Origin of the sequence: Cellvibrio sp. KY-GH-1, assembly GCF_008806975.1 — a bacterium.
In the GTDB taxonomy this organism is placed as follows: Bacteria; Pseudomonadota; Gammaproteobacteria; order Pseudomonadales; family Cellvibrionaceae; genus Cellvibrio.
Genome location: NZ_CP031728.1, coordinates 1,825,384 through 1,838,916, shown reverse-complemented (window position 1 = coordinate 1,838,916; position 13,533 = coordinate 1,825,384). Strand labels below are relative to the sequence as shown.

Annotated in this window: 14 protein-coding genes; 2 read left to right on the top strand and 12 right to left on the bottom strand. The window is 43.5% G+C overall.

The genetic code is table 11. The features are described from left to right. Nucleotides 1-275 precede the first annotated feature (275 nt). From D0C16_RS07760 to D0C16_RS07745, 4 genes are all read right to left on the bottom strand, one after another. Nucleotides 276-875 carry a hypothetical protein gene (locus D0C16_RS07760; RefSeq protein WP_151031782.1) on the bottom strand — a complete coding sequence of 200 codons (600 nt, stop codon included), beginning with the start codon at nucleotides 873-875 and terminating at the stop codon, nucleotides 276-278. Nucleotides 876-989: 114 nt separating this feature from the next. After that, the gene (locus D0C16_RS07755; RefSeq protein ID WP_255482021.1) at nucleotides 990-1,352 is read right to left on the bottom strand and encodes a DUF1304 domain-containing protein; all 363 of its coding nucleotides are present in this window, start codon (nucleotides 1,350-1,352) and stop codon (nucleotides 990-992) included. A 25-nt stretch (nucleotides 1,353-1,377) separates the two neighbouring features. Then, on the bottom strand, nucleotides 1,378-1,758 hold the full coding sequence (locus tag D0C16_RS07750) for a transmembrane 220 family protein (RefSeq protein ID WP_151031781.1): 381 nt from the start codon (nucleotides 1,756-1,758) through the stop codon (nucleotides 1,378-1,380). 53 nt (nucleotides 1,759-1,811) lie between these two features. Beyond that, on the bottom strand, nucleotides 1,812-2,555 hold the full coding sequence (locus tag D0C16_RS07745) for a class I SAM-dependent methyltransferase (protein ID WP_151031780.1): 744 nt from the start codon (nucleotides 2,553-2,555) through the stop codon (nucleotides 1,812-1,814). 274 nt (nucleotides 2,556-2,829) lie between these two features. On the opposite strand from D0C16_RS07745, the gene D0C16_RS07740 reads away from it, so the two are divergent. Beyond that, nucleotides 2,830-3,495: a hypothetical protein gene (locus D0C16_RS07740; RefSeq protein ID WP_151031779.1), complete on the top strand. Its 666-nt coding sequence runs from the start codon at nucleotides 2,830-2,832 to the stop codon at nucleotides 3,493-3,495. 284 nt (nucleotides 3,496-3,779) lie between these two features. After that, nucleotides 3,780-4,424 carry a hypothetical protein gene (locus D0C16_RS07735; RefSeq protein WP_151031778.1) on the top strand — a complete coding sequence of 215 codons (645 nt, stop codon included), beginning with the start codon at nucleotides 3,780-3,782 and terminating at the stop codon, nucleotides 4,422-4,424. Between the two features lie 24 nt (nucleotides 4,425-4,448). On the opposite strand, the gene D0C16_RS07730 is transcribed toward D0C16_RS07735, so the two are convergent. The 8 genes from D0C16_RS07730 to D0C16_RS07695 all read right to left on the bottom strand — a co-directional run bounded on the left by D0C16_RS07730 (nucleotide 4,449) and on the right by D0C16_RS07695 (nucleotide 13,443). Continuing rightward, nucleotides 4,449-5,153, bottom strand: coding sequence for a hypothetical protein (locus D0C16_RS07730; protein ID WP_151031777.1), 705 nt, complete (start codon nucleotides 5,151-5,153; stop codon nucleotides 4,449-4,451). A gap of 2 nt (nucleotides 5,154-5,155) precedes the next feature. After that, a complete protein-coding gene (locus tag D0C16_RS07725) occupies nucleotides 5,156-6,532 on the bottom strand; it encodes a DUF2314 domain-containing protein (protein ID WP_191968661.1) in 1,377 nt (458 codons plus the stop codon). A 23-nt stretch (nucleotides 6,533-6,555) separates the two neighbouring features. After that, a complete protein-coding gene (locus tag D0C16_RS07720) occupies nucleotides 6,556-7,668 on the bottom strand; it encodes a hypothetical protein (protein WP_151031775.1) in 1,113 nt (370 codons plus the stop codon). A 90-nt stretch (nucleotides 7,669-7,758) separates the two neighbouring features. Beyond that, nucleotides 7,759-8,388, bottom strand: a complete 630-nt coding sequence (locus D0C16_RS07715; protein ID WP_151031774.1) for a sulfotransferase — start codon at nucleotides 8,386-8,388, stop codon at nucleotides 7,759-7,761. A gap of 83 nt (nucleotides 8,389-8,471) precedes the next feature. Further along, the gene (locus tag D0C16_RS07710; RefSeq protein ID WP_151031773.1) at nucleotides 8,472-8,891 is read right to left on the bottom strand and encodes a nucleotidyltransferase domain-containing protein; all 420 of its coding nucleotides are present in this window, start codon (nucleotides 8,889-8,891) and stop codon (nucleotides 8,472-8,474) included. A gap of 102 nt (nucleotides 8,892-8,993) precedes the next feature. Further along, a complete protein-coding gene (locus D0C16_RS07705) occupies nucleotides 8,994-9,875 on the bottom strand; it encodes a RelA/SpoT domain-containing protein (protein WP_151031772.1) in 882 nt (293 codons plus the stop codon). Beyond that, entirely contained in the window at nucleotides 9,868-11,973 is a 2,106-nt protein-coding gene (locus D0C16_RS07700) for an NACHT domain-containing NTPase (protein WP_151031771.1), read from the bottom strand. The genes D0C16_RS07705 and D0C16_RS07700 overlap by 8 nt, the downstream gene beginning before the upstream one ends. A 165-nt stretch (nucleotides 11,974-12,138) precedes the next feature. Continuing rightward, nucleotides 12,139-13,443: a ribonucleotide-diphosphate reductase subunit beta gene (locus D0C16_RS07695; RefSeq protein WP_151031770.1), complete on the bottom strand. Its 1,305-nt coding sequence runs from the start codon at nucleotides 13,441-13,443 to the stop codon at nucleotides 12,139-12,141. Between the last annotated feature and the right edge of the window lie 90 nt (nucleotides 13,444-13,533).

Sequence of the window (13,533 nt, the reverse complement as noted above, 5' to 3'; positions counted from 1 at the left end):
TTTTGAGCATAACTACAGGGTTCTGCTTATGAAACATAAGCATGTATTTAAGCTTATCGTGCGATTTTTATTCGACAATAGCGGGAAAATTATTTGCACGACATTCGTATTGTTATAATTAATGATTTGTTGTCTGGTTCACAAATCTAGGCGGGGGTGGAGTGAAAGTAAGCGACAGGGTTCAATCTACTATTTGCCCTGTCACCTAAAAATTAACAGCGTAAGCGCGGAAGAAAAATAACGGAATTTTTTCTGTTTAAGCTGATTGGCGTGAATTATTTAAGGTACATATCACCACTGCTAAATTCAAACTTTCGGCCGTCATCCAGGGTAATAGTAATCAGGAAGTTGTGAATTCCTTCGGTGGGTTGCTCTCGGAGAAAAATGGTCAATGCTTGAGGGGCGGGAAAGCCTGGGGGTAGATCTGCCACTGATGTGAACGGCAAATCAAGGGCGCCAAATAAATTCGCAAGTTCAGTTCCCGCAGGGTGATTTGCGTCAAAATCTTGTGCGCTGGTAATGGATAATTTTTTTAGCATTTGACGCGCGCCGTCATTTGGCGGTGAACAGGCATAGGCACTGGCAAATAAACTAAAACGGGGTGCTTGTACTGAATAGGTTTGCACGTCGGCTTTAACCGATAACGCGAAACGGCGCCAAGCTATCGCTGTACCGGCGACGGCCGGCTTACTGCTCGGATCTGCCATGGCGTGCGTCAAATCATTAGTGTACTCCAGTGTTTTTCCCTGGTATTGAGTGATTGAATACTCCTTCGCAGGCGGCGGGTTGCAATCACTACCACCATTTCCACCGCACGCGGCCAGAGTTAATAAACTACAAAAAATAATTGTTTTTACAGGTTTGGAATTGTTCATGTGCAGGCTCCTGTGCGAGGTTTTCCTGGGGGCATCCCATTTGGAATGTTCTGGTAAATTTAAAAAACTGTAATGCGAAAACGCCAGGTAATTTGTGGGCGAGCGATTATAGGCTCAAATACCGAGCCAAAGGCAAGTCAGCGCCATCAATGCAGGCAGGGTTTGAATATACAGAATTTTCTTTGCGGCAGTCGCAGCGCCATAAACGCCAGCAATGGTGATACAAATAAGAAAAAAGTATTTGATTGCGTTGCCTTCCATGCCGAGCCATAACCCCCAGAATAAACCAGCTGCCAAAAACCCGTTGTATAAACCTTGGTTCGCGGCGAGCACACGGGTCAGCGCTGCTTTTTCCGGTGAGTTGCGGAACGCGCGCAGGCCAGCCGGTTTTTCCCACAGGAACATTTCCAGTACGAGTATGTAAACGTGCAAGAGTGCAATGAATGCAACGAGGCTATTGGCGATTGGCATATCCATAATTAATCCCTTCAGTTATTGAATGTTATACGCGTGTTTTACTACCTAACCAGTAGCTGATGTTGATCAGAACCAATGCTATCAAACTACCCAAAAACTCCCTGGCCTCTTCGATATAAGGTTTGGCAGGGCTCATACTTTGCATGAGCGCCTCTTCATTGCTATGCAAATAATAGGTGTAAGCCCCATGAGTGTAGATGCCCATGTCGAGAATGCAGAGTCCGACCGCGATCCAAAATACGTAACGATTGCGTTTATTGATGAGTTCCAATAACGGTACTACTGCGCAGATCAAATAAAACAGCGTCCAGACCACCGGGTCAGGGTCGTTAAGTTGCAAGTACGCGAACGCGACAAGAGTGAGTGCAAAGAGCAGATGAATTGTTTTGGTGGCAAGGGTGAACATAATTTTTCCAGGCGATGGGGAGTTAGAGTAAGTTTGGTTTCACTGGGTGGAGTTTAGCGTTTGATAGCAACAAACAGGGCGTTACCGGATGTTTCATTCCAAGGCAGGATTGTACGGTAATCATGCTCAAAAATATGGACTTCAAATGTGGGCTCCAGCAGTTCCTGCATTTGCGCAAAGCTGAGGGCAGCCATAGGGTGGTGGTCGCGCCAGAGTTCAGTGTTTCCCGCGGTAGTCTTCTCAATGGACAACTGTAATTGCTGTTGTTCACCTGTGCCGGGGTAGTGCCAGTTGGATTGAAAGCAAAACTCACTACCCTGATGTGATAAATGTCGTTTAATGCCCGGACGATTATCGATGAGGTTTTTGTCTACCGAATTAAAACAAAATATTCCGCCAGGGTTTAACGCTGCATGCACCTTCGCAATGCATGCTTCGAGTTTCGCAATCGTTTGGTTGTAGTGAATGGAATACAAAAAGCAGGTGATTAAATCCACTGGCGTTGCCACTTGCAGTTCGCTCATATCCTGTTGGAAAAAATATGCCTCCGGGCAACGGCCTTGGGCAATATCCAACATCGGCTGGTTCATATCCATGCCGCTCGCCGCATAACCAAAATCAATAAAGTGCCGAATATGTGGCCCTGTGCCACAGGCCATGTCCAGATACTGATTTCCGCCATTACCGAATAGCCGATGCAGGCGGGAAACCTGTTTGCTTTGCTCGAGATAATCGATATCCGCACACATCAGATCGTAATAGTGCGAGAGGTCGGAGTACAACGCATTACTGGGCATGGTGGGGGGCTGTCCGTTATCAGATGTGTATTATTTTCATCCGCAGCAATGATGCAGTCATTACTTTCTATTAAGCAGTGAAAATAGGGCCGTCGACAAATTTAACACAATCCACGCCACAATATCGCGCTGAAGATTTGCGTGCCAGCAAAGAACTGATTTTCCATAGGATTTTTTTTCTGGTGCGCGTTATGCGTGTTAATTCGCGTTGGTTGATCGTCAAAGCCGATGAAGTTTGTCGGCTTATCTGCGCAGAAGAAAGACGAGGTGTGATATGAAAAAAATGATCAAGGTAGTGTTAATCAGCATTTTTTTAAGTGCTGTTGGTTATGCCCAGGCGGGCATAATAAATTTTATTTCGTTAACTGAAGCTCCCGGAGGTTATGGTGAAGGCGCCTGGGATCCACTGGTACTCAGTGTGGGCGGCGTTACTATGACGGTGACTGGTCATTCCACCAGTGATACTGATGGAAAACAATTTGCCTACCTGGATTGGGGCAACGCCGGTTTGGGAACTTGTCAGGATGTTGTGGATGGCACCAAGGTCAATACCATGGTGAGTGGGCGTAGTACCAATAACTGCGATCCCAGCAGTGATGACAATGTAAGTTTTTATGAGTTTTTGCGATTTACGTTTGACAGCGATGTGGTAATCGATAACTTCTGGTTTAACAATAATCACGATGGCGGTTTTGGTGCAGGTGATAAAGTTAACATCGGCGGTACTGATTATTTGGTCATGACCGGTTATGCCGGAGGCGCAAATGGCATTGGGTCATTCATGGTAAGTGCAGGTGACTACATAGACGTTGCTTTCTCCAATGAGCAATTTTATGTGAGTGGAGTAGAAGTTCGTAAACTAGCAGAGCCCGGTTCATTATTGATGATCCTTATCGGTTTGGGTTCTTTGTTAGGTGTTCGTCGCTGGTGTGGTAACTGAGCCACCATTTCCCTCTAGTATCAGAGGGTTTTGTTTGTGGATGTTTGAAAAGGGCGCACTTTATTGCGCCCTTTTTTTTGGTAGGCGCAACGTTTACAGTGCGTTCCTTACCAAAACAGCAATTATCGCCGCCTGATTCCAGACTTTGTGTGCGTCCTCTCATTAATGCCGTGTCAGCGGCTGTACTTTAGCATTTCAGAGCCTTATTGTTTTCTGCCGTTAACGATTTTCTGCTCGCTACTTTCGGCATTGCCCCTCACTTCATTTACGCAAAGGAGTTGATTATGAATTGTTTACTCGGTGCTGCAGTAAAAATAATTTCCGCGTGCTGCTCTGCTATTGTCTTATCGTTTGTTTTTATCACCCAAGCACAAGCAGTAGTGATTAATTTTGATGATCTTACTTATGTACCGCTTGATCCAGAATTCCCTTCCTTCGGCGATACTCCGCTTTATGATCAGTATCGATCGCAAGGGCTGCAGATAAGTAATGCCTATTTGCTGCCTTACGCTGGTGATGATGAAGCGATATCGGGAATTAATTACCTGTTGGCGGGGGCAAGTGGAAGTCCGATGGTCCTCTCATTTGTGGGGGATTTGCCAACCTATGTTGGTATGTACATAGGTGGCAGCCCCTTAGGCGTTCTTTATACCAACGCCTACGGCCCATCGGGCCTGTTCGCATCTCTTGAAAGAGAGGATAGCGGCTGGCGGTACGTGAGCTTTACGTCCGTTACGGGAATTGCGCGAATCGAAATGTACTCCTCCCAACAGCAACGCGTGTCGGGCGCAACCATTGATGATTTAACTTACACCTATGGTGCGGTCCCCGAGTCTTCCTCGCTTGTGTTGTTGGCTTTTGCAGTTATTGTTTTATTTTGCCGGCGTTCTGAGTGGATTCAGAAGGTGAAATATACATTTTGTGCATAGCAATTTCCTTGTGAGTGCCATTTTTTAGTTTTGCTTACACAACAGCTGGGTGCGATAGGGAATATAGATCACCAATTCAGTTATCCCGCTGCGCTGCCATTTGACGCGATTGGATATTCCATCCAGCTGAATATCACAGCTTTGGCCAATTGCCTGGCGCAGGCGAGTATTTTCTTCGGCGATTTTCTGGATAACTTCATAACGATATTTTTCCGGGGTGACAATACTCAGGTCAGCCTCGCCCTTTAAGTCCAGTTCGGTGCGCCCCACTTTTTTTGCGGATTTAATAAATTTTTCCAATGCAGCTTCCTGTTCATGTGCGGACAGTTGCTGATTTATTTTCTGCTTTACCGAGAAATTAAAATAACTGGTGTCTGCGCGCGAACCATCCTTAAGGAACACTAGCGATTTATCTTTTGGGTCCAATGATCGTAAAAATTCATCGCCGTAGGCAAGTTGGATGTTTCCCTGTTTACTGGCTGATTCCGCTAGGGCTTGTAAGCTTTCACGAATTTCCTTTTCGCGTAGATCGCTAGCGCGGGAATCATTAACAATTTTTACATCCTGCACCAGGAAATCCCCTTGTTTCTTAAGGGTGACGGCAGGCATTTCATAATATTCCCCGGAGTCCATAATGCCGGAAACTATGACCTCCTCTACGGCTTCGTCCTGGGCTTGCGTGTGCGCACACCAGAGTGCGAGAAGTGCTATGAATACTGTCTTGCGCATAATTACTCCGATCTGCCAGTTTGGTTATTGGTTTTTTGTCTATCTTCAAATGCTTGAATTAACTTGCTTGTCTCATTACCTTCGGTGGTGCCGTCCGGGAAATTGCGAAGGTAGTCGAAGATATCCGCTTCAGATACATAAACTTCTGCCCCAGCTCTTAGGGTAGGGATGTGATAAGGCTCATTTTGCAATATGCCTTTTATTCGCTTATTCCACGCAATAACTTCTATCCACATCCATTCATTGGAGTCATCGGGCGTTTTGAACGGTGCTTTAAGGTAAATAAATTCGCCGGGTTCAAGTCCCTTATTGAAATCTTGCTTTAATTTAGGCAGTTTTTTCCTGGCTTCCTCACTTGCTGCTCTTATTTCTTCATCATGTTTTACATAGATGACTTTATCTTCTGATCCGAAAAATTGGGATATGAACGTTTCTTGCTTCTCTTGAAGCCCATTACCGACCTGAGGGTCAAAATCTATTTCTAACAAAAAGTTATCCGGATCTCCTTCTTCGGGTGATGTTTGCTTTAAGGGAATCATCGCCCGGGCCGTGCCGTTTTCCTTTAAGGAAGAAAGTACTTCTTTTTTTAGCGATTCATTTCGCATTTCATGAATATTTACGTTGAGCTGATGGGTTTTATTTATTTTGCTACCCTCGAGCATAGACTGGCCGATAATATTAATTAAGTTGGCCATTTGATTGTTGTTCGTCCAGGTGAAATCATTAACTACTATGTCCGGCAGATTAAATTTTTGCATGCCTAAACTTATCGCCCGTATCAGTTCGTTATTTTTATAAGCATGGATTACTGTATGGTCGGAAATTCTCGGTCCATCCTTTCCCCAGCGCGCGATTCTTCGTTCATGCCACGCGTCAGGACTAAATGCCTCCCGCGTTGTTTCATCCCAAATCACACCTTTGCATGTCTCTGCGACTTTATTGGTGAAGGATAACGCTTCACTCATACCGGATAAAACGTAATCCTGCGGATAGGAAAAACTTAAGATAATCGCCATTTTGCTCTTTTGGAGTTTCTTGCCTGTATCCGTGTCTATTCCTCGGCCAAAGTAGTGCAAGCTCTCTTCATCGGGTGGGGTGTATTCAGTTTGGACATTTGTAATGATATGAATGTCCAGCAATGGCTTTTTTCTGGCGTCACTGACATCAGCTTTTATCGCAAAACTGGGTAAGTATTGCTGCGCATGTTGTTTTACCGTTGTCGCAGGATCTTTTCCGCAGGTTGGAATAAGATAAATAGCGAATTGATAGGTAATATTGACGGGATCCTTATCGTTAGTGTTGTGTGATTTGTTGCTATCACTTGCCCAACTAAATTGACATGATAAAAGTATTAATGCTGCCAGTACGATGTTTCTCATTTTGCATTCCATTGAAGTGTTGATTAGCAACTGTAATTTTTCAACCAAAATCGCATGCGGCCTTCACTGTCCCGAACCTTTACCCACTTGTAGGGAAACAAATGCGTGGTTGAAAACATGCCAGACCCATCTGTTAAAACCGGGTTTCTGACTTCTACTTCCTTCGCTATTAGTGCATAAGTGTTGCCATTAAATTTTTTGAGCTGAACGACTTTTTCGCTCGTCCAACCAATTAAACGGTTTTGTGGGTTATAGGTGTAGGGCGCCCCGTAGGACTCCTTTTCAAAGGTCGCTGATGTTCCTTTGGTCTCAAGCCATACATAAGCTAAGTCCGGCTCTTCGCAGCCACCTGTAAACACACTCAGTTCACCATACATAGGGATGGTCACCAAGGCGAGAGACCCACTGACTTTAAATACCGGTAACTCGATGGTGACGGTTTTCGTTCTGGTGTCTTTATTGGCTAGATTTGCATCAATCAACACCTGCAGCGGGTAGGGTACGAAAGTGTCTGTAAGCGGTTTGTTCGCGTCTAAAACGCTAAGTGGTTTTGTGTCATCAGTAAGTGTTAATTTTACTCGGCCAAAATCAGGTGCTATTGGTGTGACCGTCTTTTGAAATAGGTCATTTAAATTAGAAGTCAGGTCAGGTACTCCATCTTCATTAGAGCTATCGGAAGCGGTGAAGCTTGGAGCTTCCACGAAATCCGCTCCCTGTTCTCCTACTAAATCGTCAAATAAAAATGGCTTTAAGCCATTTGCCTGAATCCAAAATTCTTTATTATCGGTATTTTTCACTAAATAAAATTGATTGCCTGCTGCGTCGGTGCTTTTTTTCTTAAAGAGTACCCCCGTTTCACAATCCCCACCTCCACCTCTCAAGCAATGCGTGGTGACTTCAATTTCCGTTGTAACACCATTTGCTTCAGGCGAAATAAGAGCGTTGCTCAACTTTGGGTATGATTCTGACCAAAACTGATTGGCTTCCTGCGTTGCTGTTGGTAAAAATCCAAGATAAGCATCAGAAAATATTGTATCCGTGTCCACTGCATCAGAGAATGCTTTCAATGAAGTAGTTAGGGCTAGAAAAATCGAAAGTTTTGCTAATATTGTTGAAATGTTTTTCAGACTGTCCATTTTTAAGTGATCCGTGTGATGCTGTCTAAAATGGGTCTGGCTATCTAGGTAGCCGTGCTTAATATATCCATTTTTTCCGACAATTAATGGTTATGAGTAATCAAAAAATTTTCGCCGCTCTGCGCCTGCACTATTTGAATTTATTTTATTAGGGTGTTTGAATTCCTTCCAGTTATCTACTCGCTTGCCTACATTTAAGTGGGGGAAATCGCCGGTATTGCTGCCTTCTATACTCAAAAAATCCAATAGCTGTTTCAAACTGCCAGTCTTGCTAATGTCGATCGCTAAGAAATCATCGCGCTGTGCAAAATAACTGAACACGGCTTGCTGGTGTGTGCGATAGCATTCTTCCAGGTGTTGCGGGGCGAGTGGGTTCTCGCAATCGAAAGGTGCAAAGATTTTATTGATGCAGCGTTTCAGTACTGGATTGAGATAGCCTGATTTCGGGGCTAATTCCGGCAGCATTTTATTCATTAACATTTGCATGGATGGTATCCATGCGGGCAATGCCCTATCAAGATAGACAAATTTTGAATTGGGAAATAGTGCGTCCAGCTGTTTATAGTCGGCAAAGCAGGGGGCATCGGAGATTACATCGGCCAGCTCAAAAGCGTGTTTGGTATAGGCCGTGTGCGCGACTTTAAAGCCGTAATCCAGTAACGCAACACTGATGCTGGTAGTACCAGTGCGCGGTAGGCCGATGATAAAAAGTTTGTTCATGCTACTCATGGAATGGCGATCATTGAAACCAAAATTGATTTGTCTGTGTGTTGCCCAGCCTACGTACTTTGTTAATTAGAATATCATTTACCGTAAACACGTCCCGTTTCGCGGATTTCATTAAGTTGTTCAGCGCGCAATTCATCTAGCGCCATTTTTTCTTTTAATACAAATACATCGAATAAATCGGCTTGTATATGTTTGGCCCACAAGCGCCTGCCAGTGGTGATGACTTGATATTGCATCACGGTGGATGTGGCACGCAGGTCAAGCAAGTCTGCCTCGTAACCGAGTTTATCGGCCAACTGATTGGCCATTTCAAAGAGCTGTAATGGGTCGGCATGGCCGGCAACCAAAACCGCCAAGTCCAAATCGCTCTGCGCGTTGGCTGTGCCTTGAATGCGGCTGCCGAAGGCGTAAATACCGAGTGCATTGGGGAGGGTGTTTTGCAGTTCGATGCAGATTAGGGTTTCGGCTTCGGATGTTAAAGAATAATCGCTCATAAAAACTCCAAAATATTCTCGCACCTTAAACCAAAATTGATGAAACGGGTAGGTTGGGCATTGCTGCCCAACCTGTGTGCAGAAGGCTACTCACTAATTGCTCTACTTGATATCAGAAAATAGCGCTTTTAATGGCTCTGGTGTTGAATTTGAAATATTGTCATTTTTGATGAAGAAAAAGTTACTTAAATAGAAAATGTTATTTATGTTAATAGGCGGCTTTTTCCTAAGTAATGTGATTTTTTTAATTAATTCGCTTCTCTCTATTCGATATATTTCTTTAGCTAATTTGGGGTTGTCGTCTAGTATTTTTTGAGAAGAGCTGTTGAGTTTTCCTCCTGCTCTTAGTCTGAACTTTGTTCGAATCATTTGTGTCCACTCGTTGGATTTGTAGTGACGGTAAGCTAATTCTTCGAAAAGTTTAAGTGTGCTCCAGTCTGCAGTTTCTAGTGACGCATAGATACCATTAAGCGTTCTGCTAAGGTCATTGTGTGTACTCCAGTCTTCTTTATGCTTATATCTTAAGTCATGGTCTATTTCATGCCAGCCTTCTGATAGCATTGTTCTGAATTGAACTTCAAAAGAAGAATCGATGTAATCGTATTTTTGTAAAAGTTCACTTTCTTTAATCTTTTCACTTGGTAGTCTGAAAACTAAGTTGCAACGTTGTGCAGAAAAGTGATTATTGCTTGGTGTATCAATTGATGATGAATTTTTGTCGTGCTCGAAAATACTTTTAATTGCTGTTTGTGCGGTTAGGTTATCATCGGGGAAGTACAGTACGACTCTGGCTCCAAAGAGGTCCTGTATTTTTTTTCCGTCTCTCGAATATTTTCCGGGGTTATTATCGTATTTTTTTTCAATAGATTCTGCGGTTTTCACTCTGGAAAAAACGCGAGACAATAGTCCAATGCTATTTATTTCGTTTTCGATTAGTCCGTGTAATTCTTTCGCTAATCTTTCGTCAGCTAAGCTTTTATACATTGTTGTTTTTCCCTAGTGCACTTTTTACTTCAGCAATTTTCATAATATTCAATTCCAGAAAGCTGGACTTTACTGGTGTTGTAAGTATTTCTTGTTTTCGTAAAGACTCCATTGCTCTTAGAATTTCTTCTTGTGTATATTTGTTTGTATGGCTGCATATTCCTTTAATGGGTCTGTGTTTTATAAAAGTTTGTCGGCCTACTGGCCAAAATTTTTCTAATATGTAAATTTCTTCTTCGGTGAATGCATGGTTTTCGTCAAGTTTGTTTTCTTCTGGTGTTAATTTTATGAATTCATTATTGTCTTGGCAGCCTGAGAAGTAGAATTTTCTATCATCTGTTGTTTCGTGCGATTCGCAATTGAAAAAACTGCACCCGACAAAATTCACTGATTGTATGTTTGACTCAACAAATTGCACGTTATTAAAAGTGCAATTAATAAACGTTGTGTTTTCTATTTTGTGATTTTTAGCAATTGCTATATTTGAAATAGAAATATCGCTAATGGTTTCATTTTTAATTTCTATGTTTATTTCATCTGTTAGTTTTATTGCGCTTTCTATTTTTTCGGACGCTTCTGCAAATTCAAGACTGAATTTAATTGCGTTCCAGAGATCTAATTTTTTTCTTTTGGATCTCGAGTTGTAGGCAAGAATAGAGGGCTCTATAAAACGTAAGTCTCCTATCCACTCTCCTGATGTGTCTTCTAATATTGTGTCGGCGCAGAAGTTTCCTAATACAAAATCATTTACAAATCCAATGCCTTGCTTTTCGTCTGACTCGCGATCCAATAGGGCGTGACCAGTCAGTTTGTTTAGCAGCTCATCAATTGTAGGGCGCTGTTCTGCTATATATGTTTTTCTTGATTCTTCTAATACAGCCAGGTGATTGTTTTGAATTACTCCAGATAAATACTCTCTCGATTCTGCTGTATAGTTTTTTTCTGTCATATCTTTCGCAATGCTTTTCAGTATCTGATATTGTTCGGACGGCTTCAAATGGATGTCTTGGCGTATTTGTTCTCTTTCAAACATGGTTGTGAAATATTTTTCTACTATGCTGTCTGGATCGTTAATTGCGTTGTCGAATGCATCTTCATCTATGAATCTAAGGTAAGAGAGTAGAACTGGATTTGACAGTGTTTCAATAGGGAATTCTTTTTCATGCAGCAGCATTAGCCTATTTTGCGGGAGCCATTCTGTTACTGTTGGTTCATTGATTCTTATTCGGACGATTTCGAAGTCATCTCCGTGACTTTCGATCCATTCATGGAACTCATCGCCATCAAAAATGGCTGTTCTTCTTGTGGTGAGAATTACTTTTGCATTTTTTGAAAGTAGTTCTCCAATGGTTTCAAGCATTGGTTCTGCGTTTTCATATGTTTCTCCGTCGTCCCTTCTGTGTAGAAGTTCGTCAAATCCATCAAGTATGACGGGGACGTTTCCATTTTGGATTTCGGTGCGTACAAGTTTGGAGCTCAATGAAGGGAATGAGCGATCAATTTCATCAAGTAAAACATAGCGAAATATTTTGGCTCCTCTATTTCTTGCTAACTCTGTAAAAAGAGGAATTTTTGAATCGTATCTATTTAGTATGGACTTAAGTATTTCAAAGGCGGTGCAGGTTTTCCCAAATCCTGCTGCTGCCTCTATGAGAAATAGAGTTGGTTTTTTCTCTTCTAATTTTGAAATTACTTCGGTTATTACGTCCTTTTCGCCTGGTGATTTTTCTATGTAATAGCCTGACTTAATATATGAGTATGTTGCGTTGTTTGGGTAGGCGGCGATAATTGAGGATGTGAATTTTTCGTATTCCCGCATTAATCGTTGTTTGGTGCTTTCAACTGTAAAAAAACCTTTGAATAGAGCTGATTCAACTTCTTCAAGCGAAGAATATTTTCTGATTTTGCAAGCATAACCAGCTTCCTTGTATTGTTTGAATACTGATTCTTCATTTGCATCCTTTTTTATTGGAACGATATCGGCGTTATGAAAATGACCTGAATGCAGGGTGTATACATATACCCCTTCTGCACCTGAAGGCTGTTCCTCAAAACCATATTGCGAGTAGATTTTTTTTAATTCGATTTGATTTATCATGTCGTTCGTCAAAGTAAAAAACCGCTACCAAGCCCCACCAGAAAACTCTCTGACAAAACTCAATAGCGGTTCAGGTTTATTCGCTCCGGAATATGTAATCCGTTCGTAATGGTTTGTTGGGCATCGCTGCGCTCAGCACCAACCTACGCTTGAATTAAATAAATTTTAATCCCAAGAAAGCGCCCCACCAGTCTGATACTCAATCACTCTTGTCTCAAAGAAATTCTTCTCCTTACGCAAGTCCATAATTTCGCTCATCCATGGGAATGGATTCTGTGCGCCGGCGAATTGTTCTTTCAGGCCGAGTTGGGCGCAGCGGCGGTTGGCGATGAAGTGGAGGTATTCTTCCATCATGGCGGCGTTCATGCCGAGGATGCCGCGGGGCATGGAGTCGCGCGCGTATTGGATTTCCAATTCGGTGCCTTGCAGGATCATTTGGATAACTTCTTGTTGGAATTCAGCAGTCCACAAGTGCGGGTTTTCCAGTTTGATTTGGTTGATGATGTCGATACCAAAATTCAAATGCATGGATTCATCGCGCAGGATGTATTGGAATTGCTCGGCAACACCGGTCATTTTGTTGCGGCGGCCCATGCTCAGGATTTGGGTGAAACCACAGTAGAAGAAAATACCTTCAGTCACTACGTAGTAAGCCACCAAATTGCGCAGCAATTCCTGATCGGTTTCCGGCGTGCCGGTTTGGAAAGTCGGGTTGGAAATTGAATGGGTGTTTTTCAAACTCCACGCGGCTTTGTTAGCAACTGAGGGCAGTTCGCGGTACATGTTGAAGACTTCGCCTTCGTCCATGCCGAGCGATTCGATACAGTATTGGTAAGCGTGAGTGTGAATCGCCTCTTCAAATGCCTGACGCAAAATGTATTGGCGGCACTCGGGGTTGGTGATCAAACGGTAAATCGCCAGTACCAGATTGTTGGCAACCAGTGAGTCGGCGGTAGAGAAATAACCCAGGCTGCGCATAACCACGCGGCGCTCGTCTTCGGTCAGGCCGTCTTTGCCTTTCCACAGGGCGATGTCGGCGGTCATGTTAACTTCTTGCGGCATCCAGTGGTTGGCGCAACCGTCCAGATATTTTTGCCATGCCCAATCGTATTTGAACGGAACCAATTGGTTGAGGTCAGCGCGGCAGTTGATCATGCGCTTGTCATCTACCTGAATACGGGCAGCGCCCATTTCCAATTCTTCCAAGCCCGGTGCCGGGTCTAAAGAGGCGAGGGCAGCGCGCGCTTGGGATAATTCTGCGCTAATGCCGTCTTCTTTGGCGGCTTCGGCAAAGTTGGTGTTAACGACAGCAGCAGCCGCTGAAGCCGTGGCTTGCGCTTGCGCGACTTGTGCAGGTTGCGCCTGGCCGGCAGCCGGTGCCGCAGGCTTGGTTAAATTTGCGCTAATTGCTTCCTGGCGAGCGGTTTCTTTTGCAGCTTCTTCGCTGTCGAAATCATCCCAACTTAACATGGTGATCCTCGTTTTCTTTGTTGGGCGCGGCGAGCGGCACCCCTACGTGTTTGGTTGTTTATTTGCACTCTTTTTCAAAAGAAGCCAAAA